Origin of the sequence: uncultured Microscilla sp. (assembly GCF_947493425.1) — a bacterium.
GTDB lineage: Bacteria > Bacteroidota > Bacteroidia > Cytophagales > Microscillaceae > Microscilla.
Genome location: NZ_CANLRP010000051.1, coordinates 1 through 24,035 on the forward strand (window position 1 = coordinate 1; position 24,035 = coordinate 24,035).

The 24,035-nt window shown below is 39.1% G+C and carries 19 protein-coding genes; 12 read left to right on the top strand and 7 right to left on the bottom strand.

Annotation, left to right across the window (positions count from 1 at the left end; translation table 11 throughout):
• Positions 1-514: 514 nt before the first annotated feature.
• A complete protein-coding gene (locus Q0954_RS14675; protein ID WP_299458115.1) occupies positions 515-2,131 on the top strand; it encodes a T9SS type A sorting domain-containing protein in 1,617 nt (538 codons plus the stop codon).
• 58 nt (positions 2,132-2,189) lie between these two features.
• Here the strand turns inward: Q0954_RS14675 and Q0954_RS14680 are convergent, their stop codons facing one another.
• A complete protein-coding gene (locus Q0954_RS14680; protein WP_299458117.1) occupies positions 2,190-3,185 on the bottom strand; it encodes a zinc-binding dehydrogenase in 996 nt (331 codons plus the stop codon).
• Positions 3,186-3,345: 160 nt separating this feature from the next.
• Here Q0954_RS14680 and Q0954_RS14685 point away from each other — a divergent pair, with 160 nt between their 5' ends.
• Entirely contained in the window at positions 3,346-3,828 is a 483-nt protein-coding gene (locus tag Q0954_RS14685; RefSeq protein WP_299458119.1) for a DinB family protein, read from the top strand.
• Position 3,829: 1 nt separating this feature from the next.
• Here Q0954_RS14685 and Q0954_RS14690 read toward each other — a convergent pair whose 3' ends face one another.
• A complete protein-coding gene (locus Q0954_RS14690) occupies positions 3,830-4,327 on the bottom strand; it encodes a Fur family transcriptional regulator (RefSeq protein ID WP_299458122.1) in 498 nt (165 codons plus the stop codon).
• Positions 4,328-4,545: 218 nt separating this feature from the next.
• Here Q0954_RS14690 and Q0954_RS14695 point away from each other — a divergent pair, with 218 nt between their 5' ends.
• Positions 4,546-5,439 (top strand): zinc metalloprotease HtpX, encoded by an 894-nt coding sequence (locus Q0954_RS14695; RefSeq protein WP_299458125.1) that lies wholly within the window; start codon positions 4,546-4,548, stop codon positions 5,437-5,439.
• Positions 5,440-5,448: 9 nt separating this feature from the next.
• Here Q0954_RS14695 and Q0954_RS14700 read toward each other — a convergent pair whose 3' ends face one another.
• The gene (locus tag Q0954_RS14700; RefSeq protein ID WP_299458129.1) at positions 5,449-6,363 is read right to left on the bottom strand and encodes a mechanosensitive ion channel domain-containing protein; all 915 of its coding nucleotides are present in this window, start codon (positions 6,361-6,363) and stop codon (positions 5,449-5,451) included.
• 326 nt (positions 6,364-6,689) lie between these two features.
• Positions 6,690-9,017 (bottom strand): sodium-translocating pyrophosphatase, encoded by a 2,328-nt coding sequence (locus tag Q0954_RS14705; protein WP_299458132.1) that lies wholly within the window; start codon positions 9,015-9,017, stop codon positions 6,690-6,692.
• Positions 9,018-9,592: 575 nt separating this feature from the next.
• Here Q0954_RS14705 and Q0954_RS14710 point away from each other — a divergent pair.
• On the top strand, positions 9,593-10,078 hold the full coding sequence (locus Q0954_RS14710; RefSeq protein WP_299458135.1) for a hypothetical protein: 486 nt from the start codon (positions 9,593-9,595) through the stop codon (positions 10,076-10,078).
• Positions 10,079-10,226: 148 nt separating this feature from the next.
• Here Q0954_RS14710 and Q0954_RS14715 read toward each other — a convergent pair whose 3' ends face one another.
• Together Q0954_RS14715 and Q0954_RS14720 are read right to left on the bottom strand one after the other, a co-directional pair.
• On the bottom strand, positions 10,227-11,291 hold the full coding sequence (locus tag Q0954_RS14715; protein WP_299458138.1) for a type IX secretion system membrane protein PorP/SprF: 1,065 nt from the start codon (positions 11,289-11,291) through the stop codon (positions 10,227-10,229).
• Positions 11,292-11,536: 245 nt separating this feature from the next.
• A complete protein-coding gene (locus Q0954_RS14720) occupies positions 11,537-12,295 on the bottom strand; it encodes a biotin--[acetyl-CoA-carboxylase] ligase (protein WP_299458140.1) in 759 nt (252 codons plus the stop codon).
• Positions 12,296-12,334: 39 nt separating this feature from the next.
• Here Q0954_RS14720 and rsfS point away from each other — a divergent pair, with 39 nt between their 5' ends.
• The 8 genes from rsfS to Q0954_RS14760 all read left to right on the top strand — a co-directional run bounded on the left by rsfS (position 12,335) and on the right by Q0954_RS14760 (position 23,503).
• Positions 12,335-12,736 (top strand): ribosome silencing factor, encoded by a 402-nt coding sequence (rsfS, locus tag Q0954_RS14725; RefSeq protein ID WP_002694246.1) that lies wholly within the window; start codon positions 12,335-12,337, stop codon positions 12,734-12,736.
• Between the two features lie 36 nt (positions 12,737-12,772).
• Complete coding sequence (ftsH, locus tag Q0954_RS14730) at positions 12,773-14,863, top strand: ATP-dependent zinc metalloprotease FtsH (RefSeq protein WP_299458144.1); 2,091 nt, start codon at positions 12,773-12,775, stop codon at positions 14,861-14,863.
• Positions 14,864-14,939: 76 nt separating this feature from the next.
• On the top strand, positions 14,940-15,521 hold the full coding sequence (locus Q0954_RS14735; RefSeq protein WP_299458145.1) for a lactate utilization protein: 582 nt from the start codon (positions 14,940-14,942) through the stop codon (positions 15,519-15,521).
• Positions 15,502-16,311 (top strand): UDP-2,3-diacylglucosamine diphosphatase, encoded by an 810-nt coding sequence (locus tag Q0954_RS14740; protein WP_299458146.1) that lies wholly within the window; start codon positions 15,502-15,504, stop codon positions 16,309-16,311. Before Q0954_RS14735 ends, Q0954_RS14740 begins: the two co-directional genes overlap by 20 nt.
• An 11-nt stretch (positions 16,312-16,322) precedes the next feature.
• A complete protein-coding gene (locus Q0954_RS14745) occupies positions 16,323-17,171 on the top strand; it encodes a hypothetical protein (RefSeq protein WP_299458147.1) in 849 nt (282 codons plus the stop codon).
• Positions 17,172-17,569: 398 nt separating this feature from the next.
• A complete protein-coding gene (locus Q0954_RS14750; protein WP_299458149.1) occupies positions 17,570-20,722 on the top strand; it encodes a SusC/RagA family TonB-linked outer membrane protein in 3,153 nt (1,050 codons plus the stop codon).
• A 34-nt stretch (positions 20,723-20,756) separates the two neighbouring features.
• On the top strand, positions 20,757-22,493 hold the full coding sequence (locus tag Q0954_RS14755) for a SusD/RagB family nutrient-binding outer membrane lipoprotein (RefSeq protein WP_299458151.1): 1,737 nt from the start codon (positions 20,757-20,759) through the stop codon (positions 22,491-22,493).
• The gene (locus Q0954_RS14760) at positions 22,466-23,503 is read left to right on the top strand and encodes a hypothetical protein (RefSeq protein WP_299458152.1); all 1,038 of its coding nucleotides are present in this window, start codon (positions 22,466-22,468) and stop codon (positions 23,501-23,503) included. Before Q0954_RS14755 ends, Q0954_RS14760 begins: the two co-directional genes overlap by 28 nt.
• 68 nt (positions 23,504-23,571) lie before the next feature.
• On the opposite strand, the gene Q0954_RS14765 is transcribed toward Q0954_RS14760, so the two are convergent.
• Positions 23,572-23,997 carry a hypothetical protein gene (locus Q0954_RS14765; RefSeq protein ID WP_299458153.1) on the bottom strand — a complete coding sequence of 142 codons (426 nt, stop codon included), beginning with the start codon at positions 23,995-23,997 and terminating at the stop codon, positions 23,572-23,574.
• Positions 23,998-24,035: the final 38 nt, after the last annotated feature.

The following is a 24,035-nucleotide window of genomic DNA, read 5'->3' on the forward strand; positions in this document are numbered from 1 at the left end:
TTTTTTGGAGGTTTGACAGCCACCAAAATAAACTCGAAATAGTGTATAAACTACTTAGTTCCCAAAGCACTAGGTTTAGTTATTAACGTACGCCTTGGAAAATATGAGTTGTACAATTATTTTCCTTTTTAGTGTAATTTGTAATAAAAAATTATATTTTTGTATTGTAAAGTAGAATTATACTAACCAATATTTAAAATATATTAACCTTATGAAGTCTTTGGTATCCCCTTCTCAGTATTGTCTAATGTACCTCACACTGCCTCATTTTAATACCCCATAAATTAATTATCAGTTTTCCTGTTTTTTACATTGGTTTTGAAAGTACCATTTTCAAAACACAGCTTTGCTATGCCCCTACCTAAATAAAACAGGATACTACAATATGCATATTTTAATACTCACATATATTACACTTATAAAAATGAAAAATGTAAAATTGCTGCAATGGGTTCTCATTGCAATGTTAATCTCACAAACTGTTGTGGGTCAGTCTACTAGCCGTTTGGATATAATGAAACACTGGGCTCCCCAAATATTCCAAGATACCCGTAATGATAAAGTTGGACTAAAAGTTGGGTTTTGGTGGGTCTGGTCGCATCAATATTATCAAGGGCATGACTTTATCATCAAGTATGACTATGACAAAGACTGGAACCTTGACAATAATCGCTCAATGGCAGCTACCAATAGTTATAACCCCAACCTGATTGCCAGTGTTTATGGAAACTATGCCGAAACCGATACCCATATTTTCATAGAGTATGGTTTTTATCATGCCTATGACGATGCCATTATCAAGGCTGATAGACACCTGCACGATTGGGAAGGTGCCACAGTATGTATTCAGAAAGATGGCACACCTTATGGTAAGTTTAGAGCCATGACCACCATTTATCATAGTGAAGGAAAGCGTTATACAGCAAACCAAATTGCTTTTAACGGAAGTCACCCTCAGGTATATGTGTCATCTAATGGCGATGTAATCAATAGTTGTTTTGATACAGGTGCTCATGGACACGGGGTAGAGGCATATCGTGCTGGGCAACATTGTACAGGCAACGATGCCATAGTATATAATATAGGTGATGTGGGGCAGGCACCTGTACATACAGGAGGAGGAGCTTTCAAGCATCACTATAATTATAGCTTGGTAGACAAAGAAGAATTGGTGACAAAAGGAGTAAGGGGAGCAAGTCACGATTTTGCTTCGGACTTTGCCAACAAATTTTCTTTCTTGAAAACCGAAGCTGCTTACAGCTATAATTATGTTTATCATCCATACCGTGGAGCCAAGTCATTGTCCGGTTTTCAGACCAAACAAATTGGTTTTTCAACTAAACCCAGTTATGCTTATGCCTACAAGGGTGTGTATACAGTGGTAGGAGCAGGTGATGATATTTGGAATGCCAGCGATCAGTTTCGTTATGTATACCAACCTATCAATGGCGATGTAGAGATAATTACCCGTGTGTACGATTTGCAGGAAAATATAGACAATTGGGCAAAAGCAGGCATTATGATCCGTGAAACCCTGGCGGCTAACTCTAAAAATGCTTATGCCTTATTATCATCTGCCAATGGAACAAATTTTCAGAGTCGTATTAGTACTGGTGCAGGCAGCATCCATAACTCAAGAGTAGAACAATACCAACAAGTATGGCTAAAGCTCAAAAGGTCAGGCAACTTGTTTACAGCCCATTACTCTACCAATGGTTTAGGGTGGAATTTTTTAGGACAGCAATACATTACGATGAACTCGCAAGCCTATGTAGGGTTGGCGGTTACCTCAAACAATACAGACAGACAATGTGTAGCTGTATTTGACCAGGTACAGATCAGTACAAGTAAAGGGGCATTATTGCGTAGCAGTCAGCAGTTAGAGGGAGAAGCATCACCAAATACATTGAGTATCTACTCGCACCAAAACAAATTATATATCAAGGCAAATGGCACTGATGTAAGCGGGAGCCAAGTGTTGTTATATAATTTGTTGGGGCAAAAAGTGTGGAGTGCAGGCTTAAGTAAAAATGCACTTCAACACTTTGTTTTGCATTTAAAGCCTGGAATATACTTGGCAAAAGTGCCATCATCCAGCGGTGTAGTTGTTCAAAAAATAGTGATAGAATAATCAAAGTATATGGTTGGATAGTCTTGCTCTATCCAACCGTATTATTTAATAAAACTTGTTACACTTCAATCACCAGTTTACCCAACTGTTTGCCTTCATGCATCTCATCAAAAGCACTTACTACTTTATTTAATGGGCGAGTTGAGCTAATCATAGGCATTATTTTATGATCGCTAACAAATTGTACCATTGCTTCAAACTCTTGGTCATTGCCCATTGTAGAGCCCTTGATATTTGCTTGCGCAAACCAAAAGCGGGGTAGTTGCAAAGTAACCTTAGTGCCTGCAGTACCCCCATATACCACCAAAGTTCCGGCAAGATTCAGGCTTTTTGCCAAAGCTTCAAATCCTTTGCCTCCTCCACTGTCTATTATTACGTCAAAGTTACCCCCAGCCTGTTTTACCAAACTTTTTTCCCATTTTTCTTCCTTATAATTGGCTGTTCCATCTGCTCCGGCAGCTTTCATTTTTTCCAGTTTTTCATCACTACCTGAGGTTACAAATACTTTGCACCCCAATGCTTTGGCAAACTGAAAAGCAAACTGCGAGACTCCCCCACCAATACCAGTTACCAATACCTTGTGTTCGGGTTTGGCTTCCCCTTTGGTAAATACTGCCCGATAAGCTGTAAGAGCAGCTAAAGGCAATGCAGCAGCTTGTGTAGGGCTTAGGTGAGCAGGTTTTTTGTGTAAACGATGGGTAGGCACTACTACATACTCAGCTAAAGTACCATCGGTAGGCATACCCAAAATAGAATAGTTATATGACTGAAAGCGAGGGTCATCGCCCCAGTTTACATTGGGATTCATAATGACTTCTTTGCCTACCCAGGTTTGATCAGTTTGATCGTGTACTTTTTCTACTACACCACAACCGTCAGACCCCAGGATAGAAGGGTATTTTAAGCCTGGGTACATTCCAATTCTACTCCATTGGTCACGGTGGTTAAGTGCCGCGGCTTTTATTTTTACCAATGCTTCACCTGCTTTGGGTTTGGGTACTGGTACCGATTGCAGTTCTATTTTTTCGTTTTCTACCAGTACTAGTGCTTGCATATTTGCCATATTGATTTTTTGATTAAAACTAATCAACCCTATAGGTTGCCGATTTGTTTTTCTGTGTTTAATTTCAGGCAAGGTATTAAAAAATGCCGAAACACGCAGGGGTATATTTTATGCCTTGTTTGTATCAAAGTAAACCAATATATTGAAAGTTATGAACATAGAAATCCAACGAATTAAACATGCTTTTAAAATGGAATGCAATGGCTCACCCTGGCATGGTACCTCATTGCGTGGGTTGCTTAAGGGGGTAGACTATTTGCAAGCAAGGCAGCGTATTTTCCCTGGAACCCATTCTATTTGGGAGTTAGTACAGCACATATATAACTGGCGTGAGTTTGTGGTTAAAAAGATGGAAGGAGACAGCGAGTTTGATATTGAATTAAACACAATACACGATTGGGCAAATATTCAGGTATCCACAGAAGAGTCCTGGCAAAAGTTGCTATCTCAGTTGGCAGATAACCAGCAAACAATTGTAGAAATACTGGGTGGTTGGCTAGATGATCAACTAGACGATCAAGTGCCAGGCAAGGATTACACTTATTATACTTTATTGCATGGCATGATCAAGCATGACATTTACCATGCTGGACAAATAGCAATGACTCGTAAAATGTTAACCATAGGAGGGTAGCTTAGGCATCAGAGGGTATTTGGGGTGTTTTATTGGCAGAAGCTGCTTTTTTTTGTTCGCATGCTTCACAAATGCCTCTGAAAACCAAGGTATGGTAGGCTATGTCAAATTTATACATATCTTCTACCATTTGTTGGATATTTTGCAAACGCGGGTCACAAAACTCAAAAATCTGTTTGCATTCTATACACACCAAATGGTCGTGTTGACGGTATTGGTATGCTTTCTCATACACCGAAAAATTAGCCCCAAAATGATGGCGTTTTACCAATCCACATTCTATCAATAGCTCTAGTGTGTTGTATACAGTAGCCCTGCTTACTCTATAGTTTTTCTCTTTCATATTTACATACAGGGAGTAAGCATCAAAGTGTTCAATGTTGTATATTTCTTCTAAAATGGCAAACCTTTCCTGAGTTTTGCGCATTTGCTTTTTTTCAAGAAAATCGGTGAAAACTTGTTTAACTTCTTGTTGGTTTTGAGCGGAGGAATGAGTCATTGTATTTATGTTGATTTAGGATGTAAAACTACAAAAATATATTTATTTAGACTAATTCTATATAATATAGGGTGACTTTCACTTAAACCAAAACCCCATTTGTACAGTTAACACTGTATATTGATGAGCAAAAAAATAATCACTAAATGCTTGCAGAAGAAGTTATAGGACAACATAAAACTCGGAACCAACTGCATACATTGATACTTTTTGTTAGTATGCTGAGTTTAATAGCATTGCTGGGGTATTTATTGGCAGGTCAATTGGGAGTTATTGCTTCAGTTATTATGGGTATTCTCTTAATGGCGTTGGCTCCTGGTATTTCACCTGCTTTAATTTTACGCATGTACAAAGCCCGCGCAATTGACCCCTACAACGCCCCTAACTTGCATAAAATAGTGCAAGTATTGGCCAAAAGAGCAAAACTAAAGGCCGTGCCCAAGTTATACTATGTACCTAGTACTATGATGAACGCTTTTGCGGTGGGTACACCAAAAAGTGCCCATATTGCAATCACTGATGGGCTGCTAAAAGCCTTGAACTTAAGAGAGTTGGCTGGTGTACTGGCACATGAAGTAAGTCATATAAGCAATAATGACATGCGCGTAATGAGTGTAGCTGATATGATGAGTCGCCTTACTGGGTTGCTGTCCAATATTGGACAAATCCTGCTCATTATCAATTTACCCTTATTATTGGTAGGTGAAGTAGGAGTTTCCTGGTGGGCAATTTTATTACTCATATTTGCATCTCCTCTGGTAGGTTTGCTTCAGTTAGCTTTGTCGCGTACCAGAGAGTTCAATGCTGATTTGCACGCAGCACTGCTTACCGATGATCCGATGGGTTTGGCGCTTGCCCTAAAAAAAGTAGAATATCACAGTGGTAATCTGTTTCGACAAGTTATTGTACCGGGTTATAAAGTACCTGAACCTTCTATTTTTAGAAGTCACCCCAATACCGAAGAGCGAATAACCCGCTTGCAGGCGATGGAACATAAAGGGGAGCCTGTCTTTCAGTTATCTGAAGAAGAAGCCTCTCGTTTGCTGTTCGAAAAATATGCCCACATGTTAGCTTCTCGCCCCCGTTGGCGACCTGGCGGATTTTGGTATTAGTAGACCAAGTTATTTATTGGCAAATACTTGCCTGAGCTTATTTACATTTTCATTGTCCACAGTCAAGTGTACGTCTCGCTGTGGAAACGCTATAGTAATGCCTACTTCACGGAAAAGTTGGTCGATGATAAATCTCAAGTCACTTTTTACAATTTCTATATCCCAAGTATTGGCTGTCCAAAAATGCAACTCAAAATTAAGGCTATTGTCGCCAAAGTCTTTGAAAAGTACATAAGGTTTTTCAAGCTTGGGGTGTAACTCTGTGTCTATGACTATGTCTTGGTGCGCATAAGCAGACTGGATTAATTTTTCTTTGACCAATTCTACATTAGATCCATAAGCTACTCCCACAGTAATTTGAAAGCGAGTAGCAGCGCTATGGTTACTGCTCCAGTTAATCACATTGTCAGAAATAAACTTAGAGTTAGGCACAATGATTTCTATCGAATCGCGGGTTTCTACAGTAGAGGTACGAATGCCAATAGAGTTAATTCGCCCTACAGTAGAGTGCATTTCTACCATATCGCCTACCTTTACCCTGCCCTCAAACAAAATAATTAATCCTGAAATAAGGTCGTTAGCAATTTGTTGCAAGCCAAACCCAATACCTACAAACAATGCTGTAGACCCAGCAAAAATGGCTGAGCCAATGTGCAGGCGATTAAGCATAATAGAAATGGCAATGGTATAAATAACGTATTTGGTGATTTGTAAAATGGCAAATCGTTTCCCACTATCTATAGACTTTACTTTTGCTAAACGACGTTCTAACAGCCTTTTTGTGATAGAGATAAGTAGTCGGGCACTAGCATAAATGATAATTAATACAAATAAGTCTACAAGAATACGGCTGACCGTTAAGTCTTTGTAGCCTGGAATAGGGGTATAGTTGAGAAAATCCTGAAAATTGGCTAAAATGCTCATAGAGGCAGTGTCATTTTGTATAATAGTGGTGTTTTTGGTATTAGGCTTATATGCACCAAGTTTGATAAAAAACAGGCATAATACATAGATGTTGCTGTTTACGGGTGTAACCCAAAAAACAACTTATTGTTTGAGTACACTTGTTGTGCTCAAGGTACGCTTCATACAATATTTGCCCGTAGGCAAGGTGTATATATTTATTATTGCTATTAACTCTGAGGCATAAAAATAAAAAAGCCTGAAACAAAGTTCAGGCTTTTTAAAAAAAATGTATGAATGATGTAATAAAATCCCTTAAAATAAGGACTTTATATTATAAGGTAGACTTATTGTGCCACTTTAGCTATTGGATATTTTTTTACATCATCTTTTTTCAAAACGATTTCTTTTTTGATTTCAGGTGTTACTTGGGCTGTTTTCTTAGCACTGGTGGTTGCCAAATAAGGAGCAATTACCAAAGCTACTACTGACATTAACTTAAGCAAAATGTTAAGCGAAGGACCAGAAGTATCTTTAAATGGATCCCCTACAGTATCGCCTACTACAGCGGCTTTATGAGGATCAGAGCCTTTGTAGAACATCTGATCTTTACCTTGTACCTTTATTTTTACCCCTTCTTCAAACATTTTCTTGGCGTTATCCCAGGCGCCACCAGCATTAGACTGGAAGATGGCCATCAATACTCCTGCTACAGTCACACCAGCCAATAGACCTCCCAACATCTGAGGGTCACGTCCGGCAAACTTGGCACCAAAACCAATAAGAATGGGGGCAAAGATGGCTACTATGCCAGGCATTATCATTTGTCTGATAGATGATTGAGTTGAAATAGCCACACACTTGTCAAACTCGGCTACACCATCTGCTTTTTCAAAAGTTTCTCTGTCTTTTTCATCCCAATCTTTCATTTCTTTGCCTTCGTTTTTACGCATTACGCCAAGCGCAGCTTTGAGGGCAGGAATATCTTTAAACTGACGACGCACCTCTTCAATCATAGCCATAGCAGCTTTACCCACTGCTTGCATAGCCATTGCTGAGAACAAGAATGGTAACATTCCTCCAATGAATAAGCCCGCCATTACATCGGGGCGAGACACGTCAATGATACCAATGCCTGCAGTTACTTTAAATGCACTAAACAAAGCCAAGGCAGTCAAGGCAGCAGAACCAATGGCAAAACCTTTACCAATGGCAGCAGTAGTATTACCTACAGCATCTAGTTTATCTGTTCTTTGGCGAACTTCTTTTGGCAACTCACTCATTTCAGCAATACCACCTGCGTTGTCAGAAATAGGTCCGTAAGCATCTACTGCTAACTGAATACCAGTGTTGGCTAACATACCAACCGCAGCAATGGCAATTCCATACAAGTTAGCCAATTCATAAGCACCAATTACAGCTGCTGCAATAATAAGAATAGGAATAGCTGTAGAGTACATGCCTACGCCCAAACCTGCAATAATGTTGGTAGCAGCACCTGTGGCAGACTGTTGTACAATTGACTTTACGGGTCCAGTTCCTGTTCCTGTATAGTGTTCAGTAATCAGACCAATAAATAAACCAGCCAGGGCACCTATGATTGTAGCAAAAAACACATTTGTAGAGGTATAAGTAAATTCTGCAGCCCCAAATCCTGTAGTCCATTGAGCAGGCAACACATTGGTAATAAGGAAATAAGATAAAACAATTAGAATACCTGTAGAGCCAAACTCACCAATGTTAAGCGCACGTTGTGGGTTTCCTCCTTCTTTTACTCTTACCATAAAGGTTCCAATGATAGAAGTAATAATACCCAAGCCAGCCAGCATCAAAGGCAATAACACTGCAGATAAACCACCAAAACTATCGCCAAAGCCAGCAGGAGAGATAAAAGCAACTCCTAATACCATAGTACCAATGATAGAACCTATATAAGATTCAAATAAGTCGGCACCCATTCCAGCTACATCCCCTACATTATCCCCTACATTGTCTGCAATGGTAGCAGGGTTCAAAGGGTGATCCTCAGGAATACCAGCTTCTACTTTACCTACCAAGTCAGCCCCTACATCGGCAGCTTTAGTATAAATACCTCCCGCTACACGAGCAAATAATGCAATAGAAGAGGCACCAAAAGAAAATCCTGTCAATACATTGATTACCACGGTCAACACTTCAGCTTTGTTGGCAGCTGCTCCTACATTCCATACCATAAAATAAACAGCGAACAAAGAGCCTAATCCTAAAAGAGCCAAACCAACTACCCCCAGTCCCATCACAGAACCTCCGGTAAAAGCGATTTTTAAGGCGTGACTTAAACCAGTACGAGCAGCGTTGGTGGTACGAACATTTGCTTTGGTAGCTACACGCATACCTATAAATCCTGCCAATGCTGAACATACAGCACCTATAACAAAAGACAAAGCAATAAGTGGCGAACTACCTGCTGGGGCAGTTATTCCTAAGACAATAGCTACTCCTATTACAAAAATTGCCAATACCTTATATTCAGCTTTAAGGAAAGCCATAGCTCCAGTAGCAATATTCTTAGCTATACGTTTCATCTTGTCAGTGCCTTCGTCTTGCTTGGATACCCAGGCAGACCTAAGAAATGTGAAGAGCAGCGCCACAAGTCCGAGTAAAGGGACGGTAAATATTATGTATTCGGGTTTCATGTAAATTCTTTTATTTTTTCGGTATTACTTATACTAAATATAATATTAATGAAGGCGCAAATATAGAATAGTAATTCAAAAAAATGGTATACTAACATACTAAAAATGAGATTTTTTCGTAGTCTGCCATTGCTGAAAATCGTTTTTAACCTAGTTTTTTTTGGGTAAAATCATTGATCGGCAAAATTTTCCATCTTCTAAATACTCAAATCTTAAAATATTATACACTCCTTGTTATTGTTAAGGAATGTATAAGATAAGTACAATTTTATATCGTTTGGAGATTTGAGTCATGGTGCCTTCATCAAATAATATTTTGCTACATCTAAAACTGTACTTAGTCGCTTTTATGGCTTGTTTAGTCGAATAATAGTGACTGTTGATGTGGTGAACCCGTTTGGGGAAATGAACAGTGTGACAGAGAGCAGTAGTGATGGAATAATTAAATTTTACAATTCATCACCCAAAAAATGATTGCATTTTATTCATGTTTTCTGTACAACTTATTAAAAGTATTTACTATTTTTAAAATACTCTAAATTTGATTGAATTTATACTCTAAACCTTATCGAACAATGACAAATAAAAAAACACTCATCACATTATTGGTATTACTTACGTTTGTGGTAGGTAATGTAATGGCCCAAGGACGTGGCAAAGGAAAAGGCAAGTGGAAAAAGAAAAGTGCAGAAGAAAGAGCTACTTTATTGACCAAACGAATGACTGGTCCTTTGAAGCTGACTGCCGACCAGCAAACCAAAGCAAAAGCGATTCACTTAACGGCTGAGAATCAGATGACAACATTGCGTGCTGATAAAAAAGCAGGTAAGTTGACTAAAGAAGATGCCAGAGCTAAAAGAAAAGAAATTAACAAAACGCGTCGTCAAGGCATCAAAGGTTTGCTTGATGACCAGCAAAAAAAGAGATACAAAAAATGGCGTAAAAACAGAAACCGAAAAGGCAGACGTAAAGGTAAAGGAAAGAAGGGCAAAGCAGGCAATGATAATGATAATGACAACGATAATGACAACGATAATGATGATGACAACGGAGGAAAATAAACGTTGATAATATTCAAACAAAAACCACTTGAAGCCTGAGCCTCAAGTGGTTTTTGTCTTTATAATGCTTGGTAATGTGATGTAAAATGGAAAAACCAAGTAATCTAATAAAAAAGTAGTACCTGTTTGTCGAGTTGTGTAGTTTTAACTATAAACTAGGACAAGGTAAGCCTCCACTGAGTTTTCTTTTGACCCCCCACTTTTCGGATGATATAAAGTTAATACGCAAAGAAATTTCGTGCACCCCAGTAGTAGCAGTGTTAGTAAGCTTAGAAATAGTAAAGTCATAACTGTAGCCCAACGAAAAGTTTCTAAGCCTAAGTCCTGCCATGGCAATTAGTGATTCATTGTTAGACACCAACTGATCCACCTTTTTGATAGGTAAACCACGATAAAACAAACCTAATGTAAAAGGTGAGTAGGTCCAGTAAACACCAGCATCTAATTGATCAAAGCCTCCCTGATGTTTGTATAATATGGTAGGGCTGATACTCATCTCTCTATAGCCAGAACGGTACTTGTCGCGCCAGTTATCCGATTCCCCAATAGGTATTTTTACTCCGGCTTGTAATGTATACCTGATAGGTAGCCTGGATTCCCCCTCAGCGTTTGCCAAAAAGCTTTGGTTAGGACGGGTAAGGTTATGGGCAGAAAAGCCTAACCACATGTACTCATCGTACAACAAGGCACCAGCAGCTACATTGGCATAATTAACACCACCTACAGCCGTAGTAGGATCATTACTGGTGTTTGATATTATTCCGTTGTTATCAAACTGATCGCCAAAAGTAAGGTTAGACACACTACTTCTTAGTACATAAGACCCTTGCAAACCCATTCGCAGCATTTTTGGCATTTCTATTCCAAACAACCACCATTGCCCTAAGTCCATTTCATAAGCGTATTGTAAACCCACATCTTGTGTAGCCGTACCCCCATTACTTATCTCATCATAGGTGTATATCAGCCCTATGCTACTATTGAAGTTTTCAAAATAATGGTCAAAAGACCCAGAGTAAGTAGTAAAGGAGGCGTCTAAACCTTGCCATTGACGGCGGTAGTTAAGCACCAAACGAGGTGTGTGATCTGACCCGGCAAATGCAGGGTTGATATACAGCGGTGCAGCATAATACTGAGAAAACTGGGCATCTTGTGCCTGTGCTTTACACAGCATTAGCAGCATAAAAATCAAAAATGTACACCTTTTTAACATAAGCACTTTTTATTTTTAATATAGTAATATTTTTGATTGCTTGAATTTGGGTAATCCCTGAGGTATGAGCGTTTGTTTAAAGTTTTATAAAATGGGCTAAAAAAGTGATTTTCAAGTGCTGACACCAAGCAGTACTTTTACCAATCACTTTGGTTAAAGGCAAAGGTATACTTAGTCAGTTTAACAACTTGTACCATTTAACTCCAGAGAAAAACTTAAGCTCTTAATAGAAAATATAGCTAAACTTAGTAAATAAAAGCTATTTCTTTAAAATTATAAGCCTTTACTTCTTGCGTTTCACCTTCTACCAATAAACGACCGTATTCATCAATTCCTACAATTTTTCCTTCAAATAAAACGTCGCTTTTAAAAGTATATTTCTTGTCCCACCTAAATAAACAACCTAAATACTCATTTTTCAAGTCATTCACCTGGTATTGTCTCAGTCTCAAGTATGTTTCTTCTATAGATTTCAATAGTTTGGGTATCAATTCTTCTAATGAATAATGTTGCCCAGTTAGAAGTTTTAACGAGGAAGCCTTTGGAGTTTGAAAGCCCCCTTGGTTAATGTTGAGCCCTATGCCTATAATGGCATGTTCTATGTATTGTCCTTTAATGACGTTTTCAATCAGAATCCCCCCTAACTTATAATGGTTGTACAAGATATCATTGGGCCATTTGATTTTTAATCCGTCATCTAAATATTGATTTAAAAAATTGTATATGCCTAGTGAAATGGCTATATTCAAGTGAAATTGTTCACTTATTTTTAGAAAAGTCGGACATAATACAATAGACAATGTCATGTTTTGATAAGGCTCCGATTCCCAACGATTCCCCATTTGTCCCCTCCCCGCAGTTTGCTCCGAAGTAAGGATGACTGTCCCCTCAACAACTCTCTCTTTTGCTGCCAAATTGCGAGCATAAGTGTTAGTTGAGTGACAGGTTGGCAGGTGTATGACAGGTTTACCTACGAATAATGTATTGAGTGTAAGGTTATGCAAATATTTTTTGTAATTTTATGGCAAAATTAACTATAAAGGATGAAAATAACTAAAGTAGAGCTTAGTTCTAAGGAATTAAGCAAAATTGTAGTAGAAGGGATGTTGGAAAAGAAGGCGTTGGACGTGGTGGTGTTAGATCTAAAGAAAATCAATCAATCAATAGCTGACTACTTTGTCATTTGTTCTGGGAACACTGTAAATCAGGTAGATGCAATAAGTGAATCAATTGAAGAAGTAGTGTATAAGCATATTCAGGAGAACCCCTGGCACAAAGAAGGCAAGGATAACAAGGAATGGATTTTGATGGACTACGTGAACGTTGTGGCGCATGTATTTCGTAAAGACAGACGAGACTTTTATGCATTGGAAGATTTGTGGGGGGATGCAATTGTTACGAAGATTGACCCTGATAATGACCCAAACAATATATATAATTATTAAGTTAATTAATATCCAATAATGAGGATGTAAAAAACAATGAGCAAAAACAATAATCAAAAAAAGAAAAAGCTAACTCCCAATAACAATAAGACACCCCAAAGGTCAGGCTATCAGTTTTGGTTGATTACGGTGTTGATTATTCTTATTGCAGGAATTGCCTATTTCAGTAAAAGTAGTTCGGCTATAGAAATTACTCATCTGAAATTTGATAAAATATTAAGACAAGGTGATGTAGCCAAAGTTGTTGTTGTTAATAAAGAAATTGTAGAGGTAACGCTTAAAGCCGATTCTCTTAAAAAATATGATAAGCTTTTAAAAGAACAACGCTCTCCCTTAGGGTCAGGTCGTGGACCACACTTTAAGTTTCACATTTTATCTGGCGAATCTTTCGAAAAACGTTTCAGAGAGGTGCAGGATGAAATGATAGCAAATAAACAAATTGCTGAAAGCGAACGCATAGGTTATGAGTCAAAGCAAGACTCAGACTTCACTGGTTTTATCCTCAATTGGGGGTTCTTGTTTTTAATGCTGTTTGGTTTGTGGTTTTTAATGCGTCGTATGACTGGCGGTGGTGGTCCAGGTGGACAAATTTTTAACATTGGTAAGTCTAGAGCTGCCTTATTTGACGCCGAAAATCGGGTAAAGATCACTTTTAGTGATGTTGCCGGGTTAGAAGAAGCCAAAGAAGAGGTAAAAGAAATTGTAGATTTTTTGAAACACCCCACCAAATATACCAGTTTGGGTGGTAAAATACCCAAAGGCGCTTTGTTGGTAGGCCCTCCGGGTACTGGTAAAACCCTGTTAGCAAAAGCAGTGGCAGGCGAGGCTGGTGTACCATTTTTTAGTTTGTCAGGTTCCGACTTTGTAGAAATGTTTGTAGGAGTAGGAGCGGCACGAGTGCGTGATTTGTTTAAACAAGCTAAAGAAAAAGCACCTTGTATTGTCTTTATAGATGAGATTGACGCTATTGGACGCTCACGTGGACGTGGACAAATGCCAGGGTCAAACGATGAAAGAGAAAATACATTGAACTCGTTATTGGTTGAAATGGATGGTTTCTCTACCGATTCAGGGGTGATCATACTGGCGGCTACCAACCGTCCCGATGTTTTAGATTCTGCATTGATGCGCCCAGGACGATTTGATCGTCAGGTGTCTATTGATAAACCTGATATTATTGGTCGTGAGGCCATTTTCAAGGTACACTTGAATCCTTTGAAACTCTCTGACGATGTAGACTCGAAAAAACTAGCTGCTCAAACTCCTGGTTTTGCTGGTGCAGAGATAGCCAATGTTTGTAACGAAAGTGCTTTAATTGCTGCCCGTAAAGATAAAAAGGCAGTGACTATGCAAGACTTTCAAGATGCCATTGACCGGGTAATTGGTGGTTTGGAAAAGAAAAATAAGCTTATCTCACCTAGTGAGAAAAAAATTGTAGCTTATCACGAAGCTGGACATGCAGTAGCAGGATGGTTTCTAGAGTACGCCGACCCGTTGGTAAAAGTGAGTATTGTGCCTCGAGGAATCGCGGCTTTAGGGTATGCTCAGTACCTGCCTCGTGAACAATTCCTGCATACCAAAGAGCAATTGATGGATGAAATGTGCATGACTTTGGGAGGGCGGGCAGCCGAGGATATTATTTTTGGCAGAGTATCAACGGGAGCTTTAAGCGACCTGGAGCGTATTACTAAGATGGCTTATGGAATTGTAACAGTATATGGGATGAATGATAAAATAGGGAATGTCTCTTTTTATGATTCTAAAGCAAACTCTGAATACTCTTTTACCAAACCTTACTCAGACGATACAGCTAAAACTATTGACGAGGAAGTAAGAAACTTGATTGCTGAATGTTATGACAGAACCAAGGCTTTGCTTACTAATAAAAAGGATAAGTTAGAGATTATAGCCCAAGAGTTATTATCTAAGGAAATTATTTTTCAAAATGACTTGGAAAGACTGATTGGTAAAAGACCTTTTGAGAACGAAACTTCTTATGAGACCTACACCAAACATACCAATGGGCAACATAATGATGAAAAAGAAGATGATAGTAAGATCGTCAATGAAGTAGTGCAGGAGAAAAAAGTAGATGGAGATGATCAACAATCGGATAATAAAGAATAAATAATATATTTTGAGTGCGCGAGAGAATATTTTAAGCCGTATAAAACAAGCACTAAAAACCCCTACCAAAAATCCAATGCCTAAACCGGATTTTTCGGTAGGGGTTTATACAAAGTCGCAAGAAGAGTATCCAGAAGTGATTTTTGCTGAAAACTTTAAGCAAAATAACGGGGATTTTTATTATTGCGAAAGTACAGAGATGTTTGTTGACACCCTAAAACATGTATTAACTCAACGAGATGAGGAAAATATATACGTATGGGAACGTGATTTGCAAAAAATAGTAGAGGCAGGAGACATTAAGTTTACTTATGATGACACTGATTTTTTGCGTGCAGAAATAGGCATAACTTCTTGTGAGGCATTGATTGCCCGAACCGGTAGCGTGTTGATTTCTTCGCGTCAAACAAGTGGACGTAGACTCTCTATTTATCCTCCTGTACACATAGTAGTAGCGTATGCATCTCAATTAGTTTATGGCGTTAGAGAGGGATTGGCTTTGATGAATGATAAATATAGCCAAGGTGATTTACCTTCTATGATTAGCCTCACCACTGGTCCCAGCCGTACCGCTGATATTGAAAAAACCCTGGTACTGGGTGCACACGGCCCCAAAGAAATTATATTATTTTTTATTGATGACAACTCTGACCACTGATTTCCAAATAGAATCGGGTAAAAAAGTGTTTTTTGCCTCTGATTTTCATTTAGGAACACCTACCTATGAGCAAAGCCGCATGCGTGAAGGCAAAATTGTAAAGTGGTTACGTTCAATTCAAGCAGAAGCCAGTGCAGTTTTTTTAGTAGGCGATATATTTGACTTTTGGTTTGAGTATAAGCGTGCCATTCCTAAAGGGTTTGCCCGTTTGCAGGGTACCTTAGCCGAGTTTACTGATGGTGGCATTCCAGTAATCTTTTTTACTGGTAACCATGACTTGTGGATGTTTGACTACTTTACTCAAGAGCTAGGGGTAGATATATACCATCAGCCGCAAGTATGGACAATTAATCAAAAGAAGTTTTATATAGGTCATGGAGACGGACTAGGGCCGGGAGATTATACTTATAAACGCTTAAAGAAAGTCTTTACCAATAAATTTGCGCAGTGGTTGTTTGCAAGATTGCACCCTAATTTTGGGATAGGGCTGGCTGATAGGTGGTCAAAAAAAAGCCGGGCAACCAATATGAAAAAAGACGACCAGTTTTTTGGCGAAGATGAGTGGTTGTGGCAATATGCCAAAGAGCTTGAAAAAACGATACACCACGATTATTATATTTTTGGTCATCGTCATTTACCCTTAGACCTACCAGTAAACGAAAATAGTCGTTATATTAATTTAGGAGAGTGGTTGCATTTTCAAACTTATGCTTGTTTTGATGGTACAAATGTGGTTCTAGAGGCCTTTGAAAAAGATTTGCCCGGTGTATATATATCAGATTTGACTTAACACAATAGTATATGGTGCTTCACAAGAGAAAAAGAGTATATCTATTGTGCTTTTTATTGGGTCAGTTTGGTGTGTTGGCACCCATACAAGCTCAAACTTACCAGTTCATCAAAAAACTACCGCTCAATAATATCATACACGCCACTTTTGACCGTAAAAAAAATATATATGTAGCTGATGCTGATGGAAATGTAATTCAGTTTGACTCTACAGCAAAAAAAATAAATACCTACTCACCCGAAAAACTAGGGGTTATTACCTCAATGGTCACCTCGCAGACCTTACAACTGTTTTTATTTTATCAAGATTTTCAGGAATATGTTATTCTGGATCGTTTCCTTAATGAAATAATCCGTCAGAATATTGCACTTCCTACTGTAGGTTATGTAAAACAAGCTACATTAGCCAGTGACAATAATGTCTGGATTTTTGATGAAGGGGATATGAGTATTAAAAAGTACAATCCCAAAATCAATAAAATCATTGCTCATACCTCGCTTGACTTATCCTTAGGGGTAAAGCTTAATGAGGTGATACACTTACAAGAACATGAAAACCTGTTATATCTTTTTGAAAAAACTACAGGCATTTGGGTATTTGACAATTTGGGCAGCTTTAAAAAAAGACTACCTTACTCAAATTTACAAAGTTTTAGTTTAGCCAGGAGTTATTTGTATTGGTGGAAAAACAAAAAACTTACTAAAATAAATATCTACAATAAGCAGGAACAGCCAGTAAGCATTGCGCTTGATAATGAACCTAAAATGCAGAAAAGCCGTTTATTAACCCCTTTTATTACTTCTTCTTTATTATTTATTATTACCTCTTCCCAACTGTTAATCTACCAAAAAACCAAGTAGTATCAAGCGCTTAATGTAAGCTTGCTATTGGTATAGTACAGCTTATATTTATCACAATTGCTACCCTCACTTTGAGTGTTTTCCTTCATATACCTACCCCTTATATACTTCTGTTTTATTCGGTTTATGGCGTATTTTTTAAATATATTGGCAATTAGCCAAATATAATTTTTCCATGACCCTCCCTTTACTTGTTTTTGCCTAATAAAATGTGTCTTGGTAATGACTAAATAATGTGTAGTACTTATTCTTTGTTTTTTGTTACATGTGGTATTTGAAAAGTACAGTGTTTTTTATTCTATTAACAGTTTTTTAACATTATGCTTGGATAATCGCTTAGATATTGCCTAGCTTAGAAATAACACTTATTTATTTTTTTATGACTAACCCTCACTTATATGAAAAAACAATTACTATTCACTTTTACACTTGTTTTACTGGCTGTTTTTGAGTTGATGGCTCAAAGCAGAACTATTTCTGGTAAAGTAACCGATGTCAACACGGGTGAAGGATTACCAGGGGTAAATGTGGTTGTGAAAGGTACAACTCAAGGAACCGCCACTAATATTGATGGTTCTTTTACCTTAAGTATCCCTCAAGATGCGATATTGGTGTTTTCGTATGTAGGTATGGAAACCCAGGAAGTAGCCACCAATGGCAAAACCAACTTTGATATTAAGATGTCAGAAACATCTCTTTCTGAAGTTGTAGTGACAGCATCGGGCATCGAAAAGAAAAAAAAAGCCTTAGGGTATGCGGTATCTACTATTGATGGCAGCAAAATTCAGGAAAAATCTGAAAGTGATATTGGACGTATACTAAGGGGTAAAGTAGCCGGCATGGATGTGACCCAAACCAGTGGTATGTCTGGTGCAGGTACCAACATTGTTATGCGTGGTTATACCTCTATCAGTGGCTCAAATCAACCCTTATTTGTTGTAGATGGGGTACCGTTTGATAGCCAAACCAATACACAAGGTAATTTTCAGGATGGGCAAACGCAATCGAGTCGCTTCTTAGACCTTGACCCCAATAACATTGAGAGTGTAAATGTACTCAAAGGATTGAGCGCTACTGTATTGTATGGCGATCGTGGCCGTAATGGGGTTATTCTGATTACTACCAACACCGGAAGCAGCAGAAAAGCTGCCAGAAAAGCAGAAATCACTTTAACTCAATCTGTTTTTGCTACTCAAATTGCATCACTGCCCGACTATCAGGATAACTATGGAGGTGGTTTTTATCAAAACTTTGGATTTTTCTTTAGTAACTGGGGACCAGAGTTTAGCGAAATTAATACAGTAGCTCACCCATATTCAAAGTTTAGCGATGCGAGCTTAAGGGCGGCTTTTCCTGAATTTCAGGGAAAACAATATGAGTACAAAGCTTATAACAGTGTACCCCGTTTTTTCCGTACTGGTGTCACAGCTTCTACCTCTTTAAGCATCAGGGGTGGGGGACCTAAAACTAGCTACAGTGTAAGTTATGGTTATTATGATGACAAAGGTTTTACACCAGGTAACAACCTGATTCGCAATAACTTTAGCTTTGGAGGAAGAACTACTCTAGCCAACAATATTACAGTTGGGGCAACTTTGAATTACACTACCACAAACTATGAAACACCCCCTACTGCATCTAGTCAGGGAAGTAACCCAGTGAGTCCTTCTATCTTTGGTAACATTTTTTATACGCCCATAAGTGTAGATTTGATGGGGTTGCCATACCAAAATCCTATTACAGGTGGAAGTGTATATTATCGTAGTGGTAATGACATCCAAAACCCCCGTTGGACCCTGGAAAATGCATTTGCTTCTCAAGTAGTAGATCGTTTTTTTGGGCAAATCAATGCTACCTATAAGTTTAATGACCACCTAAACCTCATGTATCGTATAGGCATTGACCAGTATACCGAGCAAAATGCGGGTGGACAGCACAAAGGTGGAGTAGTAACGGGTTTTCAGAATGGCTTCTATAATACTTATTCTATAGTAAACCGCATCATCAACCACGACTTGATCCTTTCCTACAATAAAAGCCTGACAGAAGACATTGAGCTAGACGCTATTTTGGGGTTCAATGCTCGTAGAGATGCGCTGGATCGTCAGGGAGTATTCAGTGTCAATCAATCGGTGTTTGGTATTTTTCGTCATTTTAACTTTGACACCCAAACATCTAATCAGTTTACCAGAGACGAAAACCGCTTGGGAGCCTATCTGCAGGCTAATTTTAGTTACAAAAACTACTTATTCTTGAATTTGGTAGGCAGAAACGACTGGGCAAATACTTTAGAAACAAAAAATCAAAGTATCTTCTATCCAGGGGTTAGTTTGGCGGTTGATTTAACCTCTGCCATTAGTGCGCTACAAGAAAGTACCATTTTGAGTTATTTAAAATTACGTGTAGGGTATGGTTCTTCTGCCAATTTCCCCACTGCTTACTCTACCAGAAATACTCTTGGACTTTCTACCAGAGCTTTTCAGCAAAACGATGGTACTTTGATACAAAGTAATTCGGTAGCTAATCGATTGGCCAACCCTGACCTTAAGCCCGAAAGACTAAGCGAGCTTGAAGTGGGTGTGGAGACTCAGTTGTTCAAAAATAAAGTTGGTCTTGAAGTTTCCTTGTTTCAAAAGCGAACCACTAATTTATTGAACCAAACTCAGCTGTTAGACCCCGCAGGTGGCTATACAGTACAAGCCACCAATGCAGGTGAAATAAAAGTAGAAGGAATCGAGTTGGAGGCAAATATTAAAGTCCTATCTATTGGAGGCTTCCGTTGGGATGTTTCGGGGGTACTTACAGCAATGAAAAACACGGTAGTGTCGCTTGCTCCCGGACAAGACCAGGTAATTATTGCTGGCTTTACTAACCGCGGTAACCTGGCCCGTCCAGGTCAACCATTTGGGGCGTTGTTTGGCACCAAAGTGCAAAGAACAAATGGGCAATATACTGTAGCAAGTGATGGTACTTATGTAATTGACCCTACAGCTGGTGTAATTGGCAATCCACAGCCAGACTTTACAAGTTCTTTGACAAATACATTGTCCTGGAATGGGATCACCCTAAGCTTTGAATGGCAATATCAGGGGGGAGGCGATATTCTCTCTTTAACTGCCGCTACTTTGTTAGCCCGTGGCATGACCGAAGATACTAACTTTGATCGACGTCAGACATTTATATTGCCTGGAGTGTTGGCCTCAGATGCTGCCAAACAAAACAATATACAAATAGCAGCCACCGATATGTATTTCAATGTATTGGGTTTGGGGGCAGATGAATTTAAAGTGTTCGATGCCACTCATTTACGCTTGAATGAAGTATCTCTTTCTTATACCCTACCCAAGGCTTTGATTGAAAAGACACCTTTTGGAATGGTTCAATTTACGCTTTCTGGTTACAATTTGTGGTACAATGCTTTCAACTTTCCGAAAGGTACCAATGTAGACCCTAACTCTTTGGGTACTGGTGTAGGCAATGGACGTGGAATTGAGTTTCTGGCTTCACCATCTGCCAAACGGTTTGGTGGAAGCTTAAAACTCACTTTTTAATCAATGCTATTTAAGAAAGAAAAATTTATAGAAAATGAATTTAAAACTAACCTTTTTTATATATACTTTGGTGATGCTGCTGGTGTGCTCTTGTGAGACATTGGACATTAACCCAAAAAATAACCCAAATGAGTTGGCACCCAATGCTATTGAGCCAGACTTACTACTCAACAGTGTACAGTTGGGTATTGCTAATGTATTCAATGAATTGAGCAACGAGGGGTCAGAGCTCACGCGTATGACTCATATGTTTGGACCATTGTATAACAATGCCTACACACCCGAAAACCTTGATGGAGAGTGGAGTTCTTTTTATGCAGGTTTGTTGGCCGATGTCGAAGCGTTGATTCCAGCAGCAACCGAAAAAGAATTATTCACTCATGTTGCTATTGCTAAAATAGCCAAGGCGTATGCTTATACAACATTGGTAGACTTTTTTGGAGATGTCCCTTTTAGCGAAGCAATCAAGGGCAATGAAGGAAATACTAACCCAAAAAGAGATGCTTCAGCTGATATTTACAAGGCTTGTGAGGTGTTGTTAGACGAAGCACTGGCTGATTTTGATAAAACATCTATACTACCTGGCAACGACCTGTTTTTTGGTGGTAACACTACAGACAATGTCGCTAAGTGGAAAAAGCTCATCAATACATTAAAATTTAGAATGTATGTGCAAGTAAGTGCTTCAGGCACCGACCCTTTTGGGGGAGCAGTAGCCAAAGCACAAGCACTGGCCAATGATGCTTCCTTGATCAGTAGCGAGGCAGATGATTTTGCTTTTACCTATGGTACCAACCTGGCAAATCCTGATAGTCGCCACCCATTATATGGTGGCGATTACGACAATGGAGCCAGTGTGTATCAATCTATTGGATACATGCACAGGTTTACTGCTGCTTTTGCCGGGGCTAATTTAGACGACCCTCGCCTGCGTTATTATTTTTATCGGCAAGAAACCACCAACACCACTGATGTAAACGAAAAACGCTGTGTAACTCAAGATAAACCCAGTCATTTTGCTGCCAGCGATGTATTTTGTCAACTTACCGGACCTGGCGCAGGCTATTGGGGGCGTGATCACGGCGACGCAGCGGGTATTCCACCCGATGGTTTGCTCAGAACCATATATGGAGTATACCCGGTAGGTGGTAAGTTTGACTACAGTCAAGACACAAGAGGGAGACAAGGCTCTGGTGCTGGTGGCTATGGCATTGCACCTATTATGTTGTCCTCTTTTGTTGATTTCTTAAGAGCAGAAGCAGCGATTACAATGGGAACTGGCGAAGATGCAAGGGCATTATTTGAAAAAGGGATAAGGGCTTCGATTGCCAAAACAATCTCTTTTGGAACACGCGATGTTGATTATAATAAAGTGTTGTTGAATGAGATAGACGACCCAAATACCAAAGAAGATGATGGTCCTGATACCTCTCCAAAACAAAAGTATGAGCCAAGCACTACAGCTATTAACAACTATGTAAATGCTTTATTGGCTGGCTATGACAACCCGGCAAGCTTAGGCTACACCAACCCACTTGATGTGGTGGTTTCAGAGTTTTATAAAGCTGCCTATGGCAACGGAATAGATATTTACAATGCATTTCGTCGTACTGGGTTTCCCTCACGCTTGCAACCAACTTTGATTGAAGGCTCAGGCGAAAACGGTGCCTTGATGTTTTACCCAGCTGTGTACATCAATACTAACTCCAACGCTGTACAAAGAGTTTTTGGCGAAAAAGTTTTTTGGCAAACCTTAAATGGTCTAAAGTAAAATTGGCAAACAGCCCCCGCCCTGAGTTCAATGCCTCAGGGTGGGGGCATAGCAAAAAAGACATGAAAAAAATTATATATAGCTTTGTATGCCTTATTGTATTGGCAACTTTGATGAGTTCGTGTAGAAAAAATGTCAGCCCTCTTCCTGAGGCCAGGGCGGGAGCAATGGTATTGTTAGAGGCTGTAAACACTTCTTTGTTTGATGTGCAGGACTTGCCCAACGCGAAGTATACAGGTACCTTGAGAGACCCACGCGGGAATGTAGCATCCATGGAGGTTTATGCGAAAATTACTCGATCCACCACCGCATTTTCAGAACTGAAGTTTGTCAAAAGTATTACCAATGTAAACGGTGATTTTGAGATTACAGCTTCAGAGGTAGCTATAGCCGTGGGTACTATAATTGATACGTTAAAGGCAGGAGCTACCGATGATCAAACGATCAACTTAACCAGTGCTACTGATTTACAGGCAGGCGATAAAATTGATTTTATAAATCGAGTAAAAGACAAAGAGGGTGTAGAACATCAAATATCAGACATTAGCCAAAACCTTAATGGCAATGTGGGGCAAAGGTCTGCCTATGATTTTACTACCTTCGTTTCTTGTCCTTTTGTCGCAACCAGTGTAGTGGGTACCTACAGCGTAGTAGACGATCCGTTTGGTGCGGGTTTAAACAATGCCACCAGAAAGATTACCATTGAGTCTGGCTCAGGAGCAGATAAATTTATTATCAAGGATATTTTTGGACATTTTGCCGCAGGTGGAGCAAAAGAAGATAATAATTATGATGTGGTAGTGGGTGTAAATGCATCCACAGGAGCTGTTACCATTGAAAAGCAACATGCCTGGGATCCAGCCTTGATTAATTTAACCACTACTGATGGTACAGTCGAAGGAGTAGGCTTTGCGCTCACTTGTACAGGGGCTATTAGGCTCACTCTTACACATCGGGTAAGTACCAGTACTTATCCTGATACTTATGTGTATAATTTGCAAAAAGACTAACCAAGCAATTACTTGAACATATCAATAAAAAACCACCTGAGTCTTTACTTTAGGTGGTTTTTTATGTCTTATTCCTTATTACCCTTCTTTCTGTTTTTCCAACGCTCCCTTCTCCGTTTTTGCCTTTCGGCTTCCATTTTTTTAAACTTTTTCCACTGCTTTTTATCCAGCACTTTTTTCACGCCCTTTTGGTACCTGATACGTAAATCCATCATCTCTTCCCGCATCATCTGGCGATCGTCTGAGTACTGCTTGCGTGCAGCCTTCATTTTGTCCCACATTTTTATATTTAATGCCTTTATTTTGCCTGCCTGGTCATCACTTAAGCTAAGTGAATCCTTCAGGCGTACCATCATTTTGTCAAGGCGTGCTACACGTTGTTCTGGAGTCAATTTTTGACGCTTACGTCTATGTTCACCTTGAGCCAATAGATCATTGGAAAATAACAAGCCCACAAGAAGTAATAAAGTAATTGTAAGAGAGTGTCTATTCATAATGCATAATTTTTTGAAAAGCCTAATAAATTAATTAG